The sequence below is a fragment of the Streptomyces triculaminicus genome (assembly GCF_017349075.1).
Classification (GTDB): Bacteria; Actinomycetota; Actinomycetes; order Streptomycetales; family Streptomycetaceae; genus Streptomyces; species Streptomyces triculaminicus.
Genome location: NZ_JAFMOF010000003.1, coordinates 834,367 through 858,900, shown reverse-complemented (window position 1 = coordinate 858,900; position 24,534 = coordinate 834,367). Strand labels below are relative to the sequence as shown.

The following is a 24,534-nucleotide window of genomic DNA, read 5'->3' as shown; positions in this document are numbered from 1 at the left end:
TCAGTGGGGCGGTCCACAATGGTCGGCGTCAGACCCGCCTCGGCAATCGATCGAAGGAGCAGCAGCCGCGATGGCCCGCCGCAGCACGAAGACCCCGCCGCCGGAAGACTTCGAGGAGCGCATCCTCGACATCGACGTCGTCGACGAGATGCAGGGCTCCTTCCTCGAGTACGCCTACTCGGTCATCTACTCCCGCGCCCTGCCGGACGCCCGGGACGGCCTCAAGCCGGTCCAGCGCCGCATTCTCTTCCAGATGAACGAGATGGGCCTGCGGCCGGACCGGAGCCATGTGAAGTGCGCCCGGGTCGTCGGCGAGGTGATGGGCAAGCTCCACCCGCACGGCGACGCCTCGATCTACGACGCCCTGGTGCGCATGGCGCAGCCGTTCTCCATGCGGCTGCCGCTGGTCGACGGGCACGGAAACTTCGGCTCCCTCGGCAACGACGACCCGCCCGCGGCCATGCGCTACACCGAGGCCCGGATGGCGTCCCCGTCGTCGCTGATGACGGAGTCGATCGACGAGGACACCGTCGATTTCGCGCCGAATTACGACGGCAGCGAGCGGGAGCCCGCCGCCCTCCCCGCCGCCTACCCGAACCTGCTGGTCAACGGCGCGTCCGGGATCGCGGTCGGCATGGCGACGAACATGCCGCCGCACAATCTCGGCGAGGTCATCGCCGCCGCCCGGCACCTGATCCGGCACCCGGCCGCCGATCTCGACACCCTGATGCGGTACGTGCCCGGCCCGGACCTGCCCACGGGCGGCCGGATCGTCGGCCTGAACGGCATCCGCGACGCGTACGAGACCGGCCGCGGCACGTTCAAGATCCGTGCCACCGTCTCCGTGGAGAACGTCTCCCCCCGCCGCAAGGGCCTGATCGTCACCGAACTGCCCTTCACGGTCGGTCCGGAGAAGGTCATCTCCAAGATCAAGGACCTGGTCGGTTCCAAGAAGCTGCAGGGCATCGCCGACGTCAAGGACCTCACGGACCGCGCCCACGGCCTGCGCCTGGTCATCGAGATCAAGAACGGCTTCAACCCCGAGGCCGTCCTGGAGCAGCTCTACAAGCTCACGCCGATGGAGGAGTCCTTCGGCATCAACAACGTGGCGCTGGTCGACGGCCAGCCGCTGACGCTGGGCCTCAAGGAGCTGCTGGAGGTCTACGTCGACCACCGCTTCGAGGTGGTGCGACGACGCAGCGAGTTCCGGCGCGGCAAGCGGCGGGACCGGCTGCACCTGGTCGAGGGCCTGCTGGTGGCGCTCGTCGACATCGACGAGGTCATCCGAATCATTCGATCGAGTGAGAACGCCGCCGAGGCCAAGGCATCACTCGTGGAGCGCTTCTCACTCTCCGAGACGCAGACGCAGTACATCCTCGACACCCCGCTGCGCCGGCTGACGAAGTTCGACCGGATCGAGCTGGAGTCCGAGCGCGACCGGCTGAACTCCGAGATCACCGAGCTGACCCGGATCCTGGAGTCCGACGCCGAGCTGCGCAAGCTCGTCTCGTCCGAACTGGCCGACGTGGCGAAGAAGTTCGGCACCGACCGGCGCACGGTGCTGCTGGAGTCGGCGGGCGTCCCGGCGGCGGCGATGCCGCTGCAGGTCGCGGACGACCCGTGCCGGGTGCTGCTGTCCTCCACCGGCCTGCTGGCCCGTACGGCCACGGGCGAGCCGTTCGACGGCGCCGCCGACACCAAGCGCGTCAAGCACGACGTGATCGCCTCGGCGGTCCCGGCGACCGCCCTGGGCGAGGTGGGCGTGGTGACGTCGACGGGCCGGCTGCTGCGCCTGCGGGTGATCGACCTGCCGCAGCTGCCGGAGACGGCGGCCCCGCCGAACCTGGCGGGCGGCGTCCCGGTGTCGGAGTTCCTGTCGCTGGCGGACGGCGAGCTGGTGGTGTGCCTGACCACGCTCGACGAGTCCTCGCCGGGGCTCGCCATCGGCACGGAACAGGGCGTCGTCAAGCGCGTGGTCCCCGACTACCCGGCCAACAAGGACGAGCTGGAGGTCATCTCCCTCAAGGACGGCGACCGCGTCGTCGGCGCGGTGGAGCTGCGCACGGGCGAGGAGGACCTGGTCTTCCTCACGGACGACGCCCAGCTGCTGCGCTACCAGGCCGCGCAGGTGCGCCCGCAGGGCCGCCCCGCGGGCGGCATGGCCGGCATCAAGCTGTCCTCCGGCGCGAAGGTCATCTCGTTCACGGCCGTCGACCCCGCCGAGGACGCGGTCGTCTTCACGGTGGCCGGCGCCCGGGGCGGGCTGCCCGGCGCGACCTGGGAGGCGACGGCGAAGCTCACGCCGTTCGACCAGTACCCCCGCAAGGGCAGGGCCACGGGCGGCGTGCGCTGCCAGCGCTTCCTCAAGGGCGAGGACTGCCTGGTGCTGGCCTGGGCCGGGGCCGCCCCGGCCCGTGCCGCGACCGCCAACGGCACGCCGGCCGCCCTGCCGGAGCCCGACCCGCGCCGCGACGGCTCGGGGACGCCCCTGGTCATTCCGGTGGCCTCGGTCGCGGGCCCGGTCTAGGGCACCTGAGCCCGGTGCTCCGGGTCCTGGGCCCGGCCTCGCCGGCCGGGCCCAGGACTGTGTACCTCAGGACTGCGCGTACCTCAGGACTGCGCGTACCGCAGGACGCCCCACATGCTGTGGTCGCCGGTCTCCTGCGGTGCGGTGTCCCGGCAGGCCTCGATGCCGTCCCGCAGGGCCCGGGCGTCGATGCCGCTGCCGATCATGACGAGCCGGGTGGCGCGCTTCTCGGAGCGCGCCCACGGCGAGGGGTAGAAGCGCAGGAAGTCGCCGACCGCGTGCAGGGTGAACTTCTGCCGGTGGCCGGCCACCCCGAAGTGGACGAAGCCCTTGACGCGGTAGAGGCCCTTCGGCCTGCTGTCGAGGAAGTCCATCAGCCGGCGCGGGTGCATGGGCTCGTCGGAGGCGAACTCGACGCTCTCGTAGCCCGCGTGCAGATGACCGTGATGGTCCTGTTCGTGGTCCTCGTCGGCGGCGCACAGGTCCTCGAACGACAGCTGCCGGATCGCTTCGACGCGCTCCTCGCGCGGCTTGCGGTCGAAGAGGAACTCCGGGTCGACGCGGCCGTACGACGCGGGGACGACCGGCGTACCGGGCGCGAGGGCGGCGAGCGTCGCGAGCAGGTCCTCGCGCGCCTCGTCCCCGATCCGGTCGGCCTTGTTGAGCACCACGAGGTCGGCGATGCCCACATGGCGGTCGAGCTCGGGGTGCCGCTCGCGCGTGGCGTCGAACTCGGCGGCGTCGACCACCTCGACCAGTCCGCCGTAGACGATGCTCTTGTTGTCGCTGGCCAGGATCATGCGGATGATTTCCTGCGGCTCGGCCAGGCCGCTGGCCTCGATGACGATGACGTCGATGCGGGCCGCCGGGCGGGCCAGCCGGTCCAGGAAGACGTCCAGCTCGCTGGTGTCCACGGCACAGCACAGGCAGCCGTTGCCCAGCGACACCATGGAGTCGACCTGGCCGGCGACGCTCATCGCGTCGATCTCGATGCTGCCGAAGTCGTTGACGATCGCTCCGATCCTGCTGCCGCCGCTCCTGCTGAGCAGGTGGTTGAGCAGGGTGGTCTTGCCGGACCCGAGAAAGCCCGCGAGCACGATGACCGGGATCTGTCGCTTGGCCAAGGGGGCGCCCTCCGTCGTCGCATCGGTGCGGTGGCCGGTCCGCTCGCCCGTCCGGCCACCGGCGTGGTCCGGCTGTTGCCGGGGTCCGTCCGGGGTCCCTCCGGGGCGACTCCTCATACGAATCGACCGGCTCAAGTGTCGCATCGGCCCGAGGTCAGGTTAGGCTCACCTATGTGAGCACGTGCGCGACCGCCTCCCGACTGCTGACCGAGCCCCTGGCCGGTACCGCCGCGACCGCGCGGACATGGCTGCTGATCGAGCAGCCCGGCCCCTGGGGCTCCGACGCGCTCCTCTCCAGCCACCTCGACGCCGCCGTCGGCCGCGGCCTGGACCGCGCCACCAAGGGCACCGGCGTACGCGTCCAGCTCATCCGCCGCCCCGGGCGGCACGCCGACTGCCACGAACCGGCCGGCCGGCGGGTCTTCGTCGCCCACACCGCCCCCGGCCGCTCCTGGATCCGTACGACCCGGATCGCCGACCCCGCCGCGCTGCTCGAGCTGGACTTCGCGGCGCTCGGGGCGGGCGAGCACGGCGGCCTGTGGGACGCCTACGAGGGCGCCCCCCTGGCCCTCGTCTGCACGAACGGCAAGCGGGACCGCTGCTGCGCCCTGCTCGGCAGGCCGCTGGCCGCCGAGCTGGCCGCCTCGGGCGGCACCGAGGCCTGGGAGGTCACCCACATAGGCGGTCATCGCTTCGCGCCGACGCTGCTCGTCCTGCCGTACGGCTACGCCTACGGACGCGCCACCGCGCACGACGTCAAGGACGCGCTCGAGGCGGCCCGCGACGGCCGGATCGTCACCCGCAACTGCCGGGGCCGCTCGGTCTGGGACCGCCCGGGCCAGGCCGCCGAGCTCGCCGTGCGCGCGCTGACCGGCGAGGAGGGCGCCGACGCCCTCGACGTCACCGCCACCGACGGCGAGGCGCCCCGCTGGACCGTGACCGTCGCCCACCGCGACGGGCGCGCCTGGCGGGTGGAGGTCGAGCAGGGCGCGGCCGAGCCGCCGCGCCCGGAGTCGTGCGGCAGGGCGCTCGGCACGCCGGCCCGGATGGACGTCGTCACCGTCACCCCGGTCGTCGCCGTCACCCCGGCCGCCTGAGTCGGGCCGGCGGCCGGGACCGCTCTCAGCCCGCGGCCTTCTCCACGAACTCGGTGGTGTAGGTCTTCTTCAGGTCCACCGTGGCGCCCTTGAGGTTGGGGTTGAAGGACTTGAGGACCTCGTGGACGGTCTTCGGCCCGTCGGCGGGCATCACTCCGTCCTTGGTGAACATCGGCAGGGTGTTCGCGATCGCCTTGACGTAGAGCTCCCGGCCGCCCTGGGCGTAGTCGCCGGGCATCTCGTCCGCGATCTCCTCCGGCGAGTGCTCGGACATCCACTTGAGGGTCTTGACCATGGCGTTGGCCAGCTTCTGGACGGTGTCCTTGTGGCCGTTGACCCAGTCGGTGTTCATGTAGAGGCTCGAGGCGGGGTAGAGCCCGCCGAGCGCGGCCCTGGCGCCCTCGGGGGTGCGCATGTCGACGAGCACCTTGCCGGAGTTCTTGGCGAGGATCTGGGCGACGGTCGGGTCGGTGGTCATGCCGCCGTCGATGGAGCCCTTCTCGAGCGCGGAGATGAAGGTCTGGCCCGCGCCGACGGCCACGGGCGTGAAGTCGCTGACCTTCACCCCGTTCTTCACGGCCAGGTACTTGGTGAGGAAGTCGGTGGAGGAGCCGAGCCCGGTCACGCCGAGCTTCTTGCCCTTGAAGTCCTTGGGCGAGGCGATGCCGGCGGCGGCTTCCCGGGAGACGACCTCCACCTCGCCCGGCGTCTGGGCCAGCTGGACCACCGACTCCACCGGCTTGCCCTTGACCTGCAGGTCAAGGGTGTGGTCGTAGAAGCCGACCACGCCCTGGACGTCGCCGGAGACCAGGGAGGTGGTGGCCTGCACGCCCGCGGGCTCGGAGAGCAGCTTGACCGTCACCCCCTCCTCCTTGAAGTAGCCGAGTCTCTGGGTGAGCACCGCCGGGAGGTAGATGACCTTGTCGAGGCCGCCGACCATGATCTTCACGGTCTCGCCGGAGGACGAGTCGTCGACCGCGGCGCTCTTGCCCGCGGTGGAGGACTCGTCGGCGCAGCCGGAGAGCGCCAGACACATCACGCCCGCGAGGGCCGTCGAGGAGACCTTGGCGAGGGTGCCGAACGTACGCATCATCGATTCCTTGGGTGAGTGGGCAAGGGGGTGTGGGAAACGGGGTGGGATCGGTGAGGGACGCGTCACCGCTCGCCGCCGGGCGAGCCGGTCTTCCAGCGGAAGAGCCGCTTCTCCGCGAAGGTCAGCAGCCCCTCCGCGAGGAGGGCGACGACGGCGAGGATGGCCATCGCCGCGTAGACGCCGGCCGAGTTGAAGGTCCCCTGCGAGGAGGCGACGAGCAGGCCGATGCCCTTGGTCGCGCCGATGTACTCGCCGACGATCGCGCCGATGAGCGCGAAGCCGAAGCTCACATGGAGGCTGGTGAAGATCCACGAGGTGGCGGAGGGGATGACCACCTGAAGGGTCACGCGCCGGTTGCTCGCACCGAGGATGCGGGCGTTGGCGACGAGATGGCGGTCCACCTCGCGGGCGCCCTGGAAGGCGTTGAAGAAGACGGGGAAGAAGACCAGCACCACGGCCGAGGCGACCTTGGAGGCGGGGCCGAGGCCGAACCAGATGAGGAAGATCGGCGCGAGCACGATCCGCGGCAGCGCGTTGAGGACCTTGATGTACGGGCCGAGGACGTCGGCCAGGAACCGGACGCGGCCGAGCGCGATGCCGAGGACCACTCCGCCCGCCACCCCGGTGACCCAGCCGAGCAGGGCCTCGTAGAGCGTGTACCAGATCTGCTCGCCGAGCGAGCCCTGGGCGGTGCCGTGCAGCGTCCACTGCACGATCTGGTCCCAGACCTTCGACGGCATGGAGAAGTTGAACGGGTCGATGACCTTGGTGCGGGCCAGCACCTCCCAGGCGCCGAGCAGCACGACGAGCAGCAGCGCGCGGGCGCCGAGGACGAGGAGGCGGCGGTGGCGGGCGGCCTTCGCACGTGTCTCGGTCCGGCTGGCCCCCATCTTCAGGGCGATAGGTGCGCCGACGGACTCGGCCGACTCAAGCGACATGGGAGGCACCCCTCTCACGGGTGATGCGGACTTCCTCGCCCAGGCAGGACCAGATCTCGCGGTAGATCTCGACGAACTCCGGCTCCAGGCGTACGGATTCGACCTTGCGCGGCCGGGGCAGGCCGATGGGGAAGATCTGCTTGACGGTGGCCGGGCCGGCCGTCATCACCACGACCCGGTCGGCCAGCGCGATGGCCTCCTCCAGGTCGTGGGTGACGAAGACCACGGAGGCCTTCCCGCCCTCGGAGCGCGAGCCGCCCCACAGCTCCAGCAGCTCGTCGGACATCAGGGCGCGGGTCTGCACGTCGAGCGCCGAGAACGGCTCATCCATGAGCAGAATCGCTGGATCACCGACGAAGGTCTGGGCGAGGGCCACCCGCTTGCGCTGGCCGCCGGACAGCTGGTGCGGGTAGCGGTCCTCGAAGGCCGCGAGGCCCACTCGTGCCAGCCAGTCGCGGGCCCGCTCGCGCGCCCGCGCCTTCGGCTCGCCACGGAAGCGCGGCCCGGCCATCACGTTGGACAGCACGGTCCGCCAGGGGAAGAGCGCGTCCTGCTGGAAGACGAAACCGACCTCCGGCCTGATCCCCTCGACCGGCTCGCCACCGACCAGGACCTCGCCCTCGGTGGGCTCCTCCAGGCCGCTGACCAGGGTGAGCGTGGTCGACTTGCCGCAGCCGGTCGGGCCGACCACGGCCACGAACTCGCCCTGCCCGACCGTGAGATCAAGATCGCGTACGGCCGTGTGCAGCGCCCCGGAGGGCGTACGGAACGTCTTGCTCGCGCCGCGCAGCTCGATCGCCGGGGCACTTCCCGGTGGATGGGCGTTCGCCGTGTCGTTGTTCATCCGTCCGCCTCCGCTGCCGGCCGTCGTTCGGGGGTCTCGGCGCCGCGCTGTCGTGCGGGGCGACCGGTGGTGGAGGTTAGGAGGGGCCCGGGAGGCGGGGGCAGTCTTGTGAGCGCTGTGCGAGTTGAGCGCACGAAGTCTGTTCTGCTCGTTTTGCTCGCGATAGAACAACAAAAGTGACACGAGGGAGACACAAACGGCCATCTCCCGGCTACGTTCAGTGCGCGTCGTTGGTTCGCGCGCCCACCGCGCCACGTCCCTCGACGGCCCGCACATCGGAAGACGAAAGGCACCCGTATGCGCCCCCGGTGGCCCCGTCGCGTCTTCGCGCAGGTCCTGTCGGTCCAGCTCCTGATCACCACCGGCGTCACCGCGCTCACCGCCGGGCTCTTCCTGGCGCCGCTCGGCGCCCAGCTCGACCAGCAGGCCGAGCACCGGGCCCTGGCCATCGCCGAGGCGACCGCCGCGCAGCCCGGCATCGCCCGGGCCCTGCTGGCGGGCCGGCCGGACCCCGACGGGCCGGTCCAGGCCGCCGCGGAACGCATCCGCCTGGCCACGGACGCCAGCTACGTCGTCGTGGTCGACACCCGGGGCATCCGCTTCTCCCACACCACCCCGTCCGCGATCGGCCGGCACGTCAGCACCGACCCGGGCCCGGCCCTGGCCGGCCGCGAGTGGACGGGTATCGAGAACGGCACCCTCGGCCGGTCGGCGCGCGGCAAGGTGCCGCTGCGCGACACCGAGGGCGCCATCGTCGGCGCGGTCTCCGTCGGCATCGCCTACGACGACGTCCGCGACGTCCTGCTGCACGCCCTGCCCGGCATCCTCGTGTACGCGGGCGCCGCGCTCGGCGTCGGCGCGCTCGCCGCGTTCGCCGTCTCCTGGCGGCTGCGCAAGCGCACCCACGGCATCGAGCTGTCCGAGATCTCCGCGCTCCTGCAGGAGCGCGAGGCGATCCTGCACGGCATCCGCGAGGGCGTGGTCGCCCTCGACCGGCGGGGCGGGCTGCGCCTGGTCAACGACGAGGCGCAGCGCCTGCTCGGGCTGGGCCCGGACGCCATCGGCCGGCCGCTCGACGCGGTCCTGCCGCCGGGCCGGACCGCCGACGTCCTGGCGGGGCGCGTGAGCGGCACGGACCTGCTCACCGTCCGCGACGGGCGCGTCCTGGTCGTCAACCGCATGACCACCACCGGCGGCGGCGCCGTCGCCACGCTGCGCGACCGTACGGAGCTGGAGCAGCTCGGCCGGGAGCTCGACGGCACCCGGGGCCTGACCGAGGCGCTGCGCGCCCAGGACCACGAGCACGCCAACCGGATGCACACGGTGCTCGGGCTGCTGGAGCTGGAGCTGTACGACGAGGCCGCCGAGTTCGTGGCGGAGGTGACCGGGGCGCACCGCACCACCGCCGAGCAGGTCACCGAGCGGGTGCGCGAGCCGCTGGTCAGCGCCCTGCTGGTGGGCAAGGGGGCGGTCGCGGCGGAGCGCGGCGTGGCCCTGCGCGTCAGCGCGAGGACGCGGCTGCCGGAGCGCGTGGTCGATCCCCGGGACCTGGTCACGGTGCTGGGCAATCTCGTGGACAACGCGCTGGACGCGGTGGCCGGGCTACGGCGTACGGAGGGTTTCGTGGAGGTGGAGTTGCGGGCGGTGGGCGGCACGGTCGTGCTGACGGTCTCGGACAACGGGCCGGGGGTGCCGGCCGGGACGAGGGAGCTGGTCTTCGCCGACGGCTGGTCCACCAAGGAGGCGGCGCCCCACCGCCCCCGGGGCCTCGGCCTCGCGCTCGTACGGCGGCTGGCCGAGCGGTACGGCGGCTCGGCGCGGGTGGGTGAACGGCACGGCGGCGGAGCGGTGTTCACGGTCGAGCTGCCGGAGGCGCTGCGGCCACGGCCGACGGAGGATACGCGCGTACCCGAAGGAGTGAAGCGGTGATCGAGGTCCTGGTCGTGGACGACGACTTCCGCGTCGCCGAGATCAACGCGGCGTACGTCGGCAGGGTTCCGGGCTTCCGCGTCCGGGCGACGGCCCACAACGCCGCGCAGGCCCTCGAGGCGCTCGAGGGCGGCGGCATCGACCTGATGCTGCTCGACCACTACCTGCCGGACGAGACGGGACTGTCGCTGATGCGCCGCGTCCGGCAGCTGGGGCATCACACCGACGTCATCATGGTCACCGCCGCCCGGGACGTCACCACCGTGCAGACGGCGATGCGCTACGGCGCGCTGCAGTATCTGGTGAAGCCGTTCGCCTTCCCGGGGCTGCGGGTGAAGCTGGAGGCGTACGCGCGTCTGCGCCGGACGCTCGACGGCGCAGGCGAGGCGGGGCAGGACCAGGTCGACCGGATCTTCGGGGCCCTGCGCACCGCCTCGACGACCGCTCCGCTGCCCAAGGGGCACTCCGCGCCGACCGCCGACCTGATACGCCGGGTGCTCGCGGACGCGGCGCGGCCGCTGTCCGCGCACGAGGTGGCGGAGCGCTCCGGACTGAGCCGCTCCACCGCCCAGCGCTATCTCAAGCGGCTGGAGGAGTCGGGCAGGCTCAGCCTGACGCTGCGGTACGGCGAGACGGGCCGGCCCGAGCACCGCTACGCCTGGGCGACCGGGCGCTGAGTCCGGACCCGGGGCCCGCCGCGCCGGGCGTCAGGCGGCTCCGGCGCCGGTCAGCGCCCGGACCTCGGTCTCCGCGTGGGCCGCCGGGTCGGCGGGGCGGGGCGAGAGCCGTGTGCCGAGCCAGCCGGCGAGGAAACCGGCGGGCACGGAGACCAGGCCGGGGTTCTCCAGGGGGAAGAGCGCGAAGTCCAGGCCGGGGAAGATCGCGCCGGGTGCTCCGGAGACCACCGGCGAGAGGACGACGAGGAGCACGGCCGGGACCAGCCCGCCGTAGACCGACCAGACCGCGCCGCGCGTGGTGAACCGCCGCCAGAAGAGCGTGTACAGCAGCACGGGGAGGTTCGCGGAGGCCGCGACGGCGAAGGCGAGTCCCACCAGGAAGGCGACGTTGAGGTGCTGCGCGAGGAGCCCGAGCCCGATGGCGACCGCTCCGGTGCCGGCCGCGGCGAGGCGGGCGATCGCCACCTCGCCGTGCGGCCCGCGCGCGCCGCGGCGGCTCAGCGAGGCGTAGAGGTCGTGGGCCACCGAGGCGGAGGAGGCGAGGGTGACTCCGGCGACGACGGCCAGGATGGTGGCGAAGGCCACGGCCGCGACCACGGCGAAGAGGATCGTTCCTCCGGTGGACCCGGCGCCACCGCCCAGGTCGAGGGAGAGCAGCGGGACGGCCGTGTTGCCGGCGGAGCCGGCGGCCCGCACGGCGTCGCCGCCCAGCACGGCGGCCGCGCCGAAGCCGAGCACGATGGTCATCAGGTAGAAGCCGCCGATGAGGCCGATGGCCCAGACCGCCGAGCGCCGGGCGGCGCGGGCGGTCGGCACGGTGTAGAAGCGCGCGAGGATGTGCGGCAGCCCCGCGGTGCCCAGGACGAGGGCGAGGCCGAGGCTGACGAAGTCCAGCCGGGAGGTGAGGTCGCGGCCGTACTTCAGGCCGGGTGCCAGGAAGTCGCGGCCGTGGCCGCTGCGGTCGGCGGCGGTGGTCAGCAGGGCCGAGAGGTCGCCGTGGAAGCGGACCAGCACGAGCACGGTCAGGGTGATCGTGCCGCCCATGAGCAGCACGGCCTTGACGATCTGGATCCAGGTGGTGGCCCGCATCCCGCCGAGCGTGACGTAGAGGACCATCAGCGCCCCGACGCCGACGACGGTCCAGCCGCGCGCCCGGTCTCCGGTGCCGCCCAGCAGGAGGGCCACCAGGCTGCCCGCGCCGACCATCTGGGCGACGAGGTAGAGCACGGAGACGGTGACGGAGGAGATGCCCGAGGCGATGCGGACCGGCCGCTCGCGCAGCCGGGCGACGAGGACGTCGGCGAGGGTGAACCGGCCGCAGTTGCGGACGAGTTCGGCGACGAGGAAGAGCACGACCAGCCAGGCCACGAGGAAGCCGACGGAGTAGAGCATGCCGTCGTAGCCGTAGAGAGCGATGAGGCCGGAGATCCCGAGGAAGGAGGCGGCCGACATGTAGTCACCGGCGATGGCGAAACCGTTCTCCAGGGGGGAGAACAGCCGGCCGCCCGCGTAGAACTCCTCGGCCGAGCCCCGGCGTTCGCGCCCGGCCCAGGTGGCGATGGCCAGGGTGACGACCACGAAGACGCCGAAGAGCACGAGCGCCGCGCTCTGGTGGGTGCCGGTCATCGCAGGCCGTCCCGCCCCGGCGCGGCCGCCCGGGGCGCCGCCGGGAGCGCGAGCGGCTCCGGCCGGGCGGCGGGAAGCGTCCCCAGCGTGACCGCCCAGCGCAGTTCCAGGGCGGCCGGATCCCGGCGCAGCCGCGCATGGCGGGCGTACGCCCAGGTCAGCAGGAAGGTGGAGGCGAACTGGGCGAGCCCGGCCACCATCGCCACGTTGACCGCGCCGGCCACGGGACGGGCCATCAGGCCCGGCGCCAGGGTCGCCGCCAGCACATAGGCCAGGTACCAGCCGAGGAAGGCGGCGGTCGCGGGGAAGGCGAACCGGCGGTAGCGGCGCCGCACTTCGCGGAAGGCGGGGCTGCGGTGGACCTCGTGGTAGATGCCCGCGGCGTCGCGCACGGGCGCGGCCTGCGGCGAGGCCGTCGCCCGCCGAACGGTCTCCCCCGGCGTCCCGGCCCGGCGGCCGCCCTTTTGACGAACCGTTACGGCAGCGCGCCCGTCGCTCTCGTCCACTTCAGCTCTCCTCGGTCGCCGACCCGGTTGGCCGCGTGCCCAAGGATGGACAGACCGGAGAGATCCGGCCCCGTTCCCAGGGGGACGTTCACTCCATCAGGTGATGGCCGAATCCGGCCGGATCCGCTCCCGGGAGCGGCCGAGGGCCCCGGGCCGCCGCGCGCCGCCCCGGGCGGGGGCGTCGCGCGGCCCGGGCCGGAGCGCCGTCAGGCGTCGATGCGGGAGCGGTCCAGGGTGGCGGCCGAGTTGGTGATGAACTCCTTGCGCGGGGCGACCTCGTTGCCCATCAGCAGGTCGAAGGCGCGCTCGGCGGCCTCCAGGTCGCTGATGTTGATCCGGCGCAGGGTGCGGTGGCGGGGGTCCATCGTGGTCTCCGCGAGCTGGTCGGCGTCCATCTCGCCGAGACCCTTGTAGCGCTGGATGCCGTCCTTGTACGGGATGTTCTTGCGCCCCAGCTCCAGCAGCGTCTGGCGCAGCTCGCTGTCGGAGTAGGTGTAGATGTACTTGTCCTGCCCCTTCTTGGGGCGGATGAGCTCCACCCGGTGCAGCGGGGGCACCGCCGAGAAGACCCGGCCCTCCTCCACCATCGGCCGCATGTAGCGCTGGAAGAGCGTGAGCAGCAGACAGCGGATGTGGGCGCCGTCCACGTCGGCGTCGGCGAGGAAGATCACCTTGCCGTAGCGCGCGGCGTCGATGTCGAAGGTCCGGCCGGACCCGGCTCCTATCACCTGGATGATCGCGCCGCACTCGGCGTTCTTGAGCATGTCCGAGACCGACGACTTCTGGACATTGAGGATCTTGCCGCGGATGGGCAGCAGCGCCTGGAATTCGGAGTTCCGCGCCAGCTTCGCGGTGCCCAGCGCCGAGTCGCCCTCGACGATGAACAGCTCGCTGCGCTCGACGTCGTCGCTGCGGCAGTCGGCGAGCTTGGCCGGCAGCGAGGAGGACTCGAGCGCGGTCTTCCGGCGCTGGGCCTCCTTGTGCTGACGGGCGGCGATGCGCGTCCGCGCGGCCGCGACGACCTTCTCCAGCACGGCCCTGGCCTGCTGCTTCGCGTCCCGCTTGGTGGACGTCAGGAACGCCTTGAGCTCCTTGGCCACCACATTGGCCACGATCCGGGAGGCCGCCGAGGTGCCCAGGACCTCCTTGGTCTGGCCCTCGAACTGCGGCTCGGCGAGCCGTACGGTCACGACCGCGGTGAGCCCCTCCATGGCGTCGTCCTTGACGACGTCGTCCTCGGCGACCCGCAGCAGCTTGGACGAGCGCAGCGCCTCGTTGACGGTCTTGGTGATCGACCGCTCGAATCCGGCCACGTGGGTGCCGCCCTTGGGGGTGGCGATGATATTGACGAAGGACTTCACCGAGGCGTCGTAGCCGGTGCCCCAGCGCAGCGCGATGTCCACGCCGAGCTCACGGGTGACCTCGGTGGGCGTCATGTGGCCGCGGTCGTCGAGGACCGGGACGGTCTCCTTGAAGGTTCCCTGCCCGGACAGTCGCAGCACGTCGCAGACGGCCTTGTCCTGGGCGAGGTACTCGCAGAACTCGCTGATGCCCCCGTCGTAGCGGAAGGTCTCCTCGGTGGCCTCGGTGCCGTCGATGCCCCGCTCGTCGCGGACGACGATCGTCAGCCCCGGCACCAGGAAGGCGGTCTGCCGGGCCCGTCCGTAGAGGGTCTCCAGCGAGAGCTTGGCGTCCTTGAGGAAGATCTGGCGGTCGGCCCAGTAGCGCACCCGGGTGCCGGTGCGGGTCTTCGGCACCTTCTTGCCCTTGAGCAGCCCGTTCGCGGGGTCGAAGGGGGCGTCGGGGCCGGACTCGGTGAAGATGCCGGGGACGCCCCGGCGGAAGCTGATCGCGTGGGTCCGGCTGTTGCGGTCGACCTCGACGTCCAGGCGCGCGGAGAGGGCGTTGACGACGGAGGCGCCGACGCCGTGCAGACCGCCGGAGGCCGCGTACGAGCCGCCGCCGAACTTGCCGCCGGCGTGCAGCTTGGTCATCACGACCTCGACGCCCGACAGCCCGGTCTTGGGCTCCACGTCCACGGGGATGCCGCGGCCGTTGTCCCGCACCTCCACCGACCCGTCGTCGTGGAGGATCACCTCGATGTGGTCGCAGTAGCCGCCGAGGGCCTCGTCGACGGAGTTGTCGATGATCTCCCAGAGGCAGTGCATCAGGCCGCGGCTGTCGGTCGAGCCGATGTACATGCCCGGTCGCTTGCGGACGGCTTCGAGTCCCTCGAGGACGAGCAGGTGCCGCGCGGTGTAGTTGGATCCGTCCCGGTCTGCCCCGGTCAGCAATGCGGTGGACGGCACGGACGTATCGGCGGTCACGCGGTTCGCTCCTCGCTGAATTTCTGTCTGGCCCGAGTGCGGGCACATGGGTGGCTCGTTCGCCGTTCAGAGGGTACCGAGGCCTGGTAGAGCCTTTGTGCCGCGACCCTTGAGAACAACCATGCTAATCGAGCATCGATCAGATGTTCGATACCTCGATGGAGTGACATGCACATCACGTTCCCTTCGAGGCATGAACCATTTAGGCTCCGGGCACGTCCTCAAGAACAACCCGGCAAGCCGGCCGGGAGGACGACAGCCCCCAGCGACGTGAAACCGTAAGCCCACGCAATACGGCTCATTCGCCGCCAAACGTCAAGATCCGGCCCGACTCGGAAGGAAGTTTCGAGGAAAAGCCACGAGCGGGAACGTTTTCGGCCTGGTTGGATGTTGACCCTGGTACGACAGCTCGTCGAGCTAGAGAAGAGGCGACGTGACTACTGTTCTGACCCCCGCGAGCCCGCTGACGGCCGCAGACCGCTGCGACCGGTGCGGCGCTCAGGCTTACCTGCGCGTCGTTCTCATGAGCGGCGGTGAACTGCTCTTCTGCGCCCACCACGGCCGCAAGTTCGAGCCAGAACTCAAGAAGATCGCCGCGGAAATACAGGACGAGACGGAGCGGCTCACGGCCGTCCCGGCGTCCGCGTCCGACGAGGACCACTGAGTCCCCGGTCGTACGCCGACCCATCGCATCCACGACGAGCGAGGTCCCGCCACCCAAAGCGGGACAGCCGCGGGCGGCTCCCCCCGAGGGGGAGGCCGCCCGCTCTCGTACCCGCCTCCGGCCACCGGCGCCCCGGGAGCGGTCGCCGCTCTCACCGCGCCACCCGGCCCGGGCGCGGCACCGGTGACGGCGCGGGAACGGTCTGCGGCGCGGGCGGTGAGGCGGCCGGGGCCGCCGGAGGCGGCAGTTTCGCCGGAGGGACGTTCTCGGGCAGGGGTTCGGCACTGTGGGCCCGGACCAGGGCCGCGACGGCGGAGATGCGCGTATAGACCCCTGGATGGCCCGGCTGAGCGCAACCGCTCCCCCAGGACACCAGGCCCACCAGCCGTCCCCGGGCCACGAGAGGGCCTCCGCTGTCCCCCTGGCACCCGTCGCGCCCGCCGCCCCGCAGCCCCGCGCAGAGCATCGTCTCCGGGCTGTACGTGCCCTCCGGGCCTCCCGGGTAGGCCTTGCGGCACAGCGCGTCCTCCAGCACGAGCACGCGCGCGGCCCGCAGCGTCTGCGAGTAGGAGCCGCTGCCGGTCGTGTCGCCCCAGCCGTAGACCCCCGCCGCGGTGCCCGGTTCGTAGGCCGGGTCGCCCTGCCGCGCCAGGCCCAGCGGACGACTGCCCGGCAGTTGCTCCGCCAGAGTGAGGACGGCCACATCGCCGGCGTTGGTCTCCATGTTGAACTCGGGGTTCACCCACGAGGACCGCAGCGGCACCTCCACGCCCCCGGAGCCGCGCATGTCGGCGCGCCCGGCGATCACCCGCAAGTCCTTGGCCTCGGCCGGGTCCACGCCCAGGACGTCCCGGCTCAGACAGTGGGCCGCCGTCACGATCGTCCTGGGCCCCACCACGACCGCGCCGCAGAACTGGCCGGACCGTACGTCCCCGAAGCGCTCCCGGCTCCCCAGGGCCACCATCCAGGGCACGTCGGACACCTTCACGGCCACGCCCCCCACGACCTTGTGGTCCCTCGCTCCCATCGAGGCGGGTGCCGCGAGCAGCAGCACGACCGCTCCGACGAGCAGGTACCTCAGGGCGCGCATACGGATCTCCCCACGCAGTGGAGTGCTGAGCCTACCCAGCGTCACACCTCGTGTCCGTGAGCGCATCCGGAAAGCCGCCGGGCCCGGCCCCTCCGAAAGGAGGAACCGGGCCCGGTGAACCGGTCGGCCGGACGAGTCCGGGCCGTGCCGGGATCAGTCCAGGTAGTCGCGCAGGACCTGCGAGCGCGACGGGTGACGCAGCTTGGACATCGTCTTGGACTCGATCTGACGGATGCGCTCACGCGTCACGCCGTAGACCTTGCCGATCTCGTCGAGGGTCTTCGGCTGACCGTCGGTGAGACCGAAACGCATGGAGACCACGCCGGCCTCACGCTCGCTGAGCGTGTCCAGGACGGAGTGCAGCTGCTCCTGCAGCAGCGTGAAGCTGACCGCGTCGGCCGGAACGACGGCCTCGGAGTCCTCGATGAGGTCACCGAACTCGCTGTCGCCGTCCTCGCCCAGCGGGGTGTGCAGGGAGATCGGCTCGCGGCCGTACTTCTGGACCTCGATGACCTTCTCCGGGGTCATGTCGAGCTCCTTGGCCAGCTCCTCCGGGGTGGGCTCGCGGCCCAGGTCCTGGAGCATCTGGCGCTGGACACGCGCGAGCTTGTTGATGACCTCGACCATGTGCACCGGGATACGGATGGTGCGGGCCTGGTCGGCCATCGCGCGCGTGATCGCCTGGCGGATCCACCAGGTGGCGTACGTGGAGAACTTGTAGCCCTTGGTGTAGTCGAACTTCTCCACGGCGCGGATCAGACCGAGGTTGCCCTCCTGGATGAGGTCCAGGAAGAGCATGCCGCGACCGGTGTAGCGCTTGGCCAGGGAGACCACCAGACGGAGGTTGGCCTCCAGCAGGTGGTTCTTGGCGCGCCGGCCGTCCTCGGCGATGATCTCCAGCTCGCGCTTGAGCTTCGGGGCCAGCTTGTCGGAGTTCGCCAGCTTGTCCTCGGCGAACAGACCGGCCTCGATGCGCTTGGCGAGCTCGACCTCCTGCTCGGCGTTGAGCAGGGGGACCTTGCCGATCTGCTTCAGGTAGTCCTTGACCGGGTCGGCGGTGGCACCGGCGACCGCGACCTGCTGCGCGGGAGCGTCGTCCTCGTCCTCGTCGGACAGGACGAAGCCCTTGGTCTCGCCGCTCTCGTCCTCGTCCTCACCCTTGCCCGGGGTGGGGGTCTCGTCGAGGAGCTCGTCGTCGAGAAGCTCGTCGGAGTCCTTCTTGGCGGCGGTCTTCTTGGCCGCCGTCTTCTTCGCGGTGGTCTTCTTGGCCACCGCCTTCTTCGCCACGGCCTTCTTGGCCGCGGTCTTCTTGGCGGGCGCCACGGCCTCGTCGGCCTCGTCGTACGCACCCGAGGCGGATGCCGAGGACGCGGTGGACGCCGAGGAAGACGACTGCCGCGACGTGACCGTCTTGGAGGAGACGGCCTTGGTGGCGGTGCGCTTCGCCGGGCTCTTCGCTGCGACGCTCTTGCGGGTGCGCTTGGGCGCTTCTGCGGCACTGACCATCAGCGTCACACCCTCCTCGTCGAGGACCTGGTTGAGGCTGCGCAGAACGTTCTTCCACTGGGTTGGCGGAATCTGGTCAGCCTCGAAGGCCCGACGCACGTCGTCGCCGGCGATCTGCCCCTCGGCCTTTCCCTGCTCGATGAGCGCCATCAGAGACTCGGATTCGGCGATCTCCGGCGGGAGCGTACGGGATGTGCTGGCCGACACGAACAACCTCTCGGAACGATGGAAACGGCTTCCGGACCCGGACCCCTGTGAACGGGCGACCGGATCCGACGACCGCCGGCAATGGATGAACCGACGGCGCGGGCGATAGTGCAGAGCAACACAGCGTCTCGAGCGAGACCTGTATTCCCTCCGCGGCTACCACCTCTTTAGTCATCGCGCTGCCTCAAGGAGCGTTACGCCCAATCCCCGTGGCCCGAGTCACACCACATAACGGAGCGAAGGCCACAGATATGGACAGATCGCCGATACGGCCGTCACGCACGGCCGTGCGGAACGGCCCGTCCGGCTCGCGCGTACGGCCGCACGCGCGCGCCGGACGAGCGGTCCCGCACGAACCGCCCCGGTGTCCTGCGACCCCGCGCTCAGTGCTCGCGCGGGGCGGGCACCACTCGCTCGACCTCGGGATGGGACACGAGCAGCTGCCGCATGGCCGCCTCCGCCCCGGTGCCGTCACCGGCCCCGACGGCGTCGACGATCCGCAGATGCTGACCGACGCCCGCCTCGGTGGGGCGGTCGCAGCCGCCGGCCGAGGCCCCGGAGACGTGCAGGGCGGCGGAGACGATGCCGGACAGGTGCTCCAGCATGCGGTTGCCCGCGACCTGCAGCAACAGGGAGTGGAACTCGGCGTCGGCGCGCGCGAAGGTGAGCGAGTCACCCTGGGCGAGGGCGTGGCCCATGATCTCGGCCATGTCGGCGAGCCGCTGCTGGACGTCCTCGCGGCCGTGACCGGCGGCGAGCCGGGCGGCCAGCGGTTCGATCGTCCAGCGCAGCTCGGACAGCTCACGACGCTGGTCTTCGCGCTGCGGCCCGAAGGCCCGCCATTCGATGATGTCCGGGTCGAGGAGGTTCCAGTCGCTGACCGGCCGGACCCGGGTGCCGACGTTGGGGCGGGCGCTGACCAGGCCCTTGGCCTCGAGGACGCGCAGGGATTCACGGACGACGGTGCGGGAGACCTCGAAGCGCTGTCCGATCTCCTCGGGGACCAGCGGGCGGTCGGCCCCCAGGTCGCCGGAGACGATCATCTGGCCCAGCTGCTGCACGAGCTGGCCGTGCAGCCCTCGGCCCCGGCTGCCGGCGGCGCGGCGGCCGGCCCGGCTCAGCTCCGTGTCGCCGTCCCAGGCGGGCACGGCACCGCGGTCGGCCCCGGAGGCCTCCGCGTAGGAGTAGCGGTCTAGCTCGCCCGGGCCGGCGAGGCCGGAGTCGGCGGGACGAGCCGCGGTCATCATGGTGTGCGCAAGGGTACTCACGCTTCCTTTGTCGGCGACACCTCCAGGCCCCTTGAGGTCTTTGGTGAAAAGCACACGAAAGGGTGATCGCCCATTACCTCACAATTGACGCCCAAACGGACAGAAAAGGGCACCCTGCGGGGCCTGGCAACTGCGGAGCGTGACGGTATCGGGGTTTCTCCCGCTCCCCCTCCAGGCTGATTGTCACTCTGCGTTCCCTCGCGTCCGGCATGGCGCAATAGCACAGCCATCACCTCGGGCGGCCACGGAAGACCGTCAGGACATAGGCCCCGAGCAGACCCGTCAGGCACAGGGCGAGCGCCCAGCCGATCGGCTGGGACATCAGCCGCAGCGCCGCCGAGACGCCCTGGTCCAGTCCGGCCGGCCACTGCACCACGGCGGCCGACCGCAGTCGCTCCGGAAGCCCGATCAGCGACCGGGCGGCCGGCTGGGAGAGCACGCCGCCCAGCACGGGCACCACCACCGTCGGCACCGCCAGCACCGCCACCACCCCCAGGGCGGTGGACCGGAACAGGCCCGCGGCGAGCAGGCCGGCCCAGGCGCAGCCCAGGGTGAGCCCGACCCACCCGGCGAGCATCGTGCCCCAGCCCGCGGGCCGAAGGACGACGGATCCGCCGAAGAGCAGCCGGAGCACGGCCGCGTCGAGGGCGACGGCCATGAGGGCGAGGAGAAGGGCGACGGCGGCCGTGACCGCGAGCTTGGCCCCGAGGAGGCCCAGCCTGCGGGGCACGGAGCCCTGGTCGGGGGCCAGCGCGGGATAGCGGAACTCCTGGCCGAAGGCGAGCGCCCCGAGCAGCCCCGCGCCGAAGGCGGCCGGCGGCAGGGGCAGCCACGAGGGCCAGCCGGTGAGCAGGCGCAGATCGACGGCGGCGCCGGTGCGGGCGAGGAGCACGGAGACGAGCAGGGAGGCGGTGAGGGCCAGCACGGCCACCGTCCAGCCGGTGCGGACGCCCGTGGCGCGGCGCAGTTCGTAGCGCAGGGGCCAGGCGGGGCCGGGGGCGGGGAGGGGCGGCTGCGGGCGGGCGAGGGCTCCCGCCGCGACCTCGGAGGCGGCCTCGGAGTCGGGAGCCTCGCCCCGGCCGTCGGCGCGCTCGAGCGGGGTCACGGGCCCGGTGTCGGCGACCTCCTCCACCAGGCGGTGGACCAGGATGCCGTGGCGGTAGGCGGTCTCCCCCACGGCGGCGCAGCTGCTGCCGTAGACGCAGATCCGGCTGCCGCCCTCGTGCACCACCTCCACGGGGGGCGCGCCCACCTTCTCCTGCGCCGTGTCGGCCTCGGAGGCGAGCACGTGGGCGAGGCGGTTGGCCAGGGGCGACTGGACGGCGACGCGCGGCCGCAGCCGGGAACCGGCGAACACCGCGGCCTCCTGGTCGGCGATCAGGCGGCCCTGGTCGATGGTGACGACCTGGTCGGCCAGGCGGGCCGCTTCGATGGGGTCGCCGGAGCTGACGAGGACGGCGCCGCCCTGGGCCGCGTAGCCGCGCAGCAGCCCGTGCAGCCAGGCCGTCTCGCGGGGCGAGAGGTCGCGGGCGGGCTCGTCGAGCACGAGCGTGTGCGGGTCGCCGAGGAGGGCCGCCGCGATGCCGAGGCGGCGGTCCATGCCGAGCGAGAAGTCGCCGAGGCGCTGGTCGGCGAGGCCGCTGAGGCCCACGACGTCGAGCACCTCGTCGGCGCGCTCGGCGGGGACGCCGGAGGCGGCGCTGAGCATGCGGAGATGGCCGCGGGCGGTACGGGCGGGGTGACCCGGGACGTCGCCGAGGAGGACGCCGATCTCGCGGGTGGGGTGGGGAATCCGGTCGAGGGCGCGGCCGCGGTAGAGCGTGACGCCGCGGCCCGGGTCGAGCCGCAGCATCAGGCGCAGGGCGGCGGTCTTGCCCGCTCCGGGCGCGCCGAGCAGGGCGGTGACGCGCCCCGGGCGCGCCTCGAAGGTGAGGTCGTCGACGGCGGGGGGCTGGTTGCGGCGGGGGACGCTGGTGAGTCCGATGGCCTGGATCATGGCTTCACTCACGGGACGGCGGGACCGTACCGCAGCACCGTAACCCGATATGTCCTATTTGCTACGCAACGTAGGCCTCTTCCCTCACGCGTGTCCCGCCCGACGCGTGAACGAGCCCCCGCGGTCCCGCCGGGCCGCCAGGCCTCGGTCCGCTATGCCTCGGGCCGCAGCATGGGCGGGTTGAGGAGCGTGGCGCCGCCGGCCCGGAAGAGCTGCGCGGGGCGGCCGCCCTGGCGTGTCGTGGTGCCGCCGGTGGGAACCAGGAAGCCCGGGGTGCCGGTGACCTTGCGATGGAAGTTCCGCGGGTCCAGAGCCACGCCCCACACCGCCTCGTAGACCCGGCGCAGCTCCCCGACGGTGAACTCCGGCGGGCAGAAGGCGGTGGCGAGCGAGGAGTACTCGATCTTGGAGCGGGCCCGCTCCACCCCGTCCGCGAGGATGCGGGCGTGGTCGAAGGCCAGCGGATCCTCCGGCTCTCCGTCGCGGCCGTACCCCGCCTCCTGGTCCAGCAGGTCCTCCACGGGCGCCCAGCGCACGCTGCGCGCGTCGCCACCGGGGCGCGGGGCGGGCAGGTCCGGCGCCAGCGCCAGGTGGGCGACGCTGACCACCCGCATCCGGGGATCGCGCTTGGGGTCGCCATAGGTGGCGAGCTGTTCGAGGTGCGCGCCGCCCGCCACCACCGGGCCGGCCGGGTCGTGCGCCTGCAGGCCCGTCTCCTCGGCGAGCTCACGCGCCGCCGCGGTCGCCAGGTCCTCGTCGCCCCGCACGAATCCGCCGGGCAGGGCCCAACGGCCCTGGTACGGCGGCTCACCACGGCGAACGACCAGCGCGCACAACGCGTGGCGCCGCACGGTGAGCACGACCAGGTCGACGGTGACAGCGAAGGGCGGGAAGGCCGACGGGTCGTAGGGCATGACGCGATCATAGTCGTCTGCCTGACGATAAACAGGTGCTTGTCCGACACCCGTCAGCCCCTCGCCGGGCGGCCGGGCCCGCACGACGCTCACACCCCCAACTGCAGGCCGTCGGCGGCCTCCTCGACCATGCCCAGCCCCAGCCTGCTGACGCGTACGGCGAACGGCTGGTCGGCGACGCGCAGACCCGTCAGCCGCAACTCGCCGAGCGGGGCACTGCGCGGCGGCCGTACGGCCACGCTGCCGGCGGGCACGTCCGGGCGTATGCCGGCCAGGGAGGTCAGCAGCTGCACCGCGCCCGCCGCCGCGACGGCCGCCGGCCGGCAGGCCGCCGGGTGCGGCAACGGAGCGCTGCCGGCGGTGCGCTGCTCCCCCGCGTACATCTCCGGCAGCCGATGGCCGAAGGTCTCGGCGGCGTCGAGCACTCCCCGCAACAGGCCCTGGGCCTCGTTCTCGTAGCCGGCGGCGAAGAGACCAGCCACCGCGACGGCCGTCTCGTGAACCCGGACGGCCCCGCTGCGATGCCCGAACGGATTGTGGCCCGGCTCCTTCGCCCCCAGACTGCGCAGGCCCCAGCCGGAGTCGAGGGCGGGACCACCGAACAGCCGGGCGAGCTGCTCGGTGCGGACCGCGTCGAGCAGCCCCGGGGCGTGGCCCCCCGCCCCGAGCAGGCCGGTGTCCAGCAGGTGCGCGGCGGCGGATCCCAGGTGCGGTATCCGTCGGCCGTCGGGGGCGAGGGCGGCCAAGGGGCGGCCGCCGGCCATGTCGTCGACCCAGAAGTCCTCCCGGAAACGGCGTCGCAAGGTGCTCGCCCACTCCCGGAGTCCCTCCGCGCCGGGCCGCCCGTACGCCTCGAGGAGGTCCGCTCCGAGCAGGGCGGCCCGGTGGGCGTGGGCCTGGACCTCACAGCGGTACGGGCCCGCCGGGGCCGGGTCCGGCAGGTACTCCCCGTCCCCGACGGCCGTACTCAGCCAGTCCAGGCATCGCTCGGCCGCGGGAAGCAGCGAGCGGGTCTCCTGCTCCGGCAGCCCCCACCGCCGGGCCTCGGCCAGCACCACGGGGAAGAGCAGCGTCGCCTCCACCCCCGTGCAACCAGGCGGCAGATGGGCTCCCGAGTGACGCAGCGCGCCGGGAATCAGCCCACGGTCGGGGCCGGGCCCGGGCATCTGCGTGCGGGCCAGCGCGCGCAGCGTCCCGGCGGCCAGCCGCACGCCCAGGGGGAGCGTCATACGGGCCGCCCACAGCGCCTCGGCGGGCGCGAGGTGCCCGCAGCGCCAGGGGATGCCCCCGGCTAGGTGGACCTCGCCCGGGTGGGCGGGGTCGCGCACCAGCAGCGCCCGCAGGTCCTCGAGGCTCGCCGCCAGCAGCGCGGCGGTCCGGGGATCGTCCCCGTCGGCCTCGGCGTCCCCCCAGGGCGGCGCGACGCCACCGCCCTGGGCGGGCTCGGGCCCGCGCGGCCTGCCGGGCCGCTCGGCCCGGACCCGCAGCTCGATGCTCCGGGAGCCGCCGGGCGGCAGGTCCATCTCCCAGCAGAGCAGGCCGGCCGAGGCCAGGACGTCCCCGGGCGCGGGCTCCGCGCTGACCACCGCCCGCAGTCCGGGCGCCGACCAGCGCAGTCCGGAGCCGTGCACGGCGGCCGGGATCTCCGGCCCGGCCTGCCCGGCGGCGACGGCGCCCAGCTCGGCGAGGTCGGTGCCCAGGGACACCTCCAGCACGAGCCGGAGCTCCCGGACCGCCGCGCTGCGCAGGGTGATGCGCTCGACGCCCGCGGCCTCGCGCAGTCGTTCGACGGTGACGGCCGGATCGGGTCCGGCATCGGCGGCGGTCCGTACCGTGCCGACGAAGCGGGCCCGGTCCGCCGCGAGCATCCGGCCCTGCACGGGCACCGGCTCGACCCCGCCCACCCGCACCCGGCACCGGGCGAGGAGCCTGCGTCCGCCCCGGTAGAAGCCGTCCAGCCCTCCCCGGTGAGCTGCCCCTGGGCACCGGAGATCGCGAGAGCGGGCAGTGCGACGCAGATCAGCGCCTCGTGCACGGGCCGCGGTCCCTGGGGCCGGCCGGGGGCGGTGCGCTGCGGTGGGACGGGGCGGCTGAGCGGAGGACCGTGGGGGCGATGCCTCGCATCTGTCTGCTCCCTTGCGCGTCGCGGACCTGGACGACCGACAACGAGTGAGGGCCACTCAGGTGAACGTCGGCGGCCC

At 72.6% G+C, this 24,534-nt stretch carries 18 protein-coding genes; 5 read left to right on the top strand and 13 right to left on the bottom strand.

The genetic code is table 11. From position 1 onward, the window contains the following. Positions 1 to 70: 70 nt before the first annotated feature. Positions 71 to 2,527 carry a DNA gyrase/topoisomerase IV subunit A gene (locus J1792_RS22410; RefSeq protein WP_086567233.1) on the top strand — a complete coding sequence of 819 codons (2,457 nt, stop codon included), beginning with the start codon at positions 71 to 73 and terminating at the stop codon, positions 2,525 to 2,527. Positions 2,528 to 2,610: 83 nt separating this feature from the next. On the opposite strand, the gene J1792_RS22405 is transcribed toward J1792_RS22410, so the two are convergent. After that, entirely contained in the window at positions 2,611 to 3,651 is a 1,041-nt protein-coding gene (locus tag J1792_RS22405; RefSeq protein WP_086567231.1) for a CobW family GTP-binding protein, read from the bottom strand. A gap of 173 nt (positions 3,652 to 3,824) precedes the next feature. Between J1792_RS22405 and J1792_RS22400 the strand changes: the two genes are divergently transcribed. Continuing rightward, positions 3,825 to 4,748, top strand: coding sequence for a ferredoxin family protein (locus J1792_RS22400; RefSeq protein WP_086567230.1), 924 nt, complete (start codon positions 3,825 to 3,827; stop codon positions 4,746 to 4,748). Positions 4,749 to 4,773: 25 nt separating this feature from the next. Here J1792_RS22400 and J1792_RS22395 read toward each other — a convergent pair whose 3' ends face one another. From J1792_RS22395 to J1792_RS22385, 3 genes are all read right to left on the bottom strand, one after another. Next, positions 4,774 to 5,838 carry an ABC transporter substrate-binding protein gene (locus tag J1792_RS22395; protein ID WP_372446152.1) on the bottom strand — a complete coding sequence of 355 codons (1,065 nt, stop codon included), beginning with the start codon at positions 5,836 to 5,838 and terminating at the stop codon, positions 4,774 to 4,776. 65 nt (positions 5,839 to 5,903) lie between these two features. Then, complete coding sequence (locus J1792_RS22390; RefSeq protein ID WP_242646511.1) at positions 5,904 to 6,731, bottom strand: ABC transporter permease; 828 nt, start codon at positions 6,729 to 6,731, stop codon at positions 5,904 to 5,906. 37 nt (positions 6,732 to 6,768) lie between these two features. Further along, positions 6,769 to 7,623, bottom strand: coding sequence for an ABC transporter ATP-binding protein (locus tag J1792_RS22385; protein WP_086567225.1), 855 nt, complete (start codon positions 7,621 to 7,623; stop codon positions 6,769 to 6,771). A 297-nt stretch (positions 7,624 to 7,920) separates the two neighbouring features. Between J1792_RS22385 and J1792_RS22380 the strand changes: the two genes are divergently transcribed. Together J1792_RS22380 and J1792_RS22375 are read left to right on the top strand one after the other, a co-directional pair. Then, positions 7,921 to 9,552: a sensor histidine kinase gene (locus J1792_RS22380; protein WP_086567223.1), complete on the top strand. Its 1,632-nt coding sequence runs from the start codon at positions 7,921 to 7,923 to the stop codon at positions 9,550 to 9,552. Continuing rightward, positions 9,549 to 10,229, top strand: coding sequence for a response regulator (locus J1792_RS22375; RefSeq protein WP_086567222.1), 681 nt, complete (start codon positions 9,549 to 9,551; stop codon positions 10,227 to 10,229). The genes J1792_RS22380 and J1792_RS22375 overlap by 4 nt, the downstream gene beginning before the upstream one ends. A 30-nt stretch (positions 10,230 to 10,259) precedes the next feature. Here the strand turns inward: J1792_RS22375 and J1792_RS22370 are convergent, their stop codons facing one another. The 3 genes from J1792_RS22370 to J1792_RS22360 all read right to left on the bottom strand — a co-directional run bounded on the left by J1792_RS22370 (position 10,260) and on the right by J1792_RS22360 (position 14,688). Continuing rightward, a complete protein-coding gene (locus tag J1792_RS22370; protein ID WP_207248040.1) occupies positions 10,260 to 11,855 on the bottom strand; it encodes a monocarboxylic acid transporter in 1,596 nt (531 codons plus the stop codon). Continuing rightward, positions 11,852 to 12,361, bottom strand: a complete 510-nt coding sequence (locus tag J1792_RS22365) for a DUF485 domain-containing protein (RefSeq protein ID WP_207248039.1) — start codon at positions 12,359 to 12,361, stop codon at positions 11,852 to 11,854. Before J1792_RS22365 ends, J1792_RS22370 begins: the two co-directional genes overlap by 4 nt. A 206-nt stretch (positions 12,362 to 12,567) precedes the next feature. Further along, positions 12,568 to 14,688 carry a DNA gyrase/topoisomerase IV subunit B gene (locus tag J1792_RS22360; protein WP_086567217.1) on the bottom strand — a complete coding sequence of 707 codons (2,121 nt, stop codon included), beginning with the start codon at positions 14,686 to 14,688 and terminating at the stop codon, positions 12,568 to 12,570. A 433-nt stretch (positions 14,689 to 15,121) separates the two neighbouring features. On the opposite strand from J1792_RS22360, the gene J1792_RS22355 reads away from it, so the two are divergent. Beyond that, positions 15,122 to 15,352 carry a DUF7455 domain-containing protein gene (locus tag J1792_RS22355; RefSeq protein ID WP_086567216.1) on the top strand — a complete coding sequence of 77 codons (231 nt, stop codon included), beginning with the start codon at positions 15,122 to 15,124 and terminating at the stop codon, positions 15,350 to 15,352. Positions 15,353 to 15,503: 151 nt separating this feature from the next. On the opposite strand, the gene J1792_RS22350 is transcribed toward J1792_RS22355, so the two are convergent. The 6 genes from J1792_RS22350 to J1792_RS22325 form a co-directional block, all read right to left on the bottom strand. Next, entirely contained in the window at positions 15,504 to 16,442 is a 939-nt protein-coding gene (locus J1792_RS22350; RefSeq protein ID WP_207248038.1) for a serine protease, read from the bottom strand. Positions 16,443 to 16,595: 153 nt separating this feature from the next. Beyond that, complete coding sequence (locus J1792_RS22345) at positions 16,596 to 18,155, bottom strand: RNA polymerase sigma factor (RefSeq protein ID WP_179198785.1); 1,560 nt, start codon at positions 18,153 to 18,155, stop codon at positions 16,596 to 16,598. Between the two features lie 383 nt (positions 18,156 to 18,538). Continuing rightward, on the bottom strand, positions 18,539 to 19,477 hold the full coding sequence (locus J1792_RS22340; protein WP_086567211.1) for a FadR/GntR family transcriptional regulator: 939 nt from the start codon (positions 19,475 to 19,477) through the stop codon (positions 18,539 to 18,541). A gap of 175 nt (positions 19,478 to 19,652) precedes the next feature. Next, positions 19,653 to 21,419, bottom strand: a complete 1,767-nt coding sequence (locus J1792_RS22335; RefSeq protein ID WP_207248172.1) for an ABC transporter ATP-binding protein — start codon at positions 21,417 to 21,419, stop codon at positions 19,653 to 19,655. Between the two features lie 152 nt (positions 21,420 to 21,571). Further along, complete coding sequence (locus J1792_RS22330) at positions 21,572 to 22,333, bottom strand: NUDIX hydrolase (protein WP_086573643.1); 762 nt, start codon at positions 22,331 to 22,333, stop codon at positions 21,572 to 21,574. A gap of 89 nt (positions 22,334 to 22,422) precedes the next feature. Then, positions 22,423 to 24,243, bottom strand: a complete 1,821-nt coding sequence (locus J1792_RS22325) for a glycogen debranching N-terminal domain-containing protein (RefSeq protein WP_372446151.1) — start codon at positions 24,241 to 24,243, stop codon at positions 22,423 to 22,425. Positions 24,244 to 24,534: the final 291 nt, after the last annotated feature.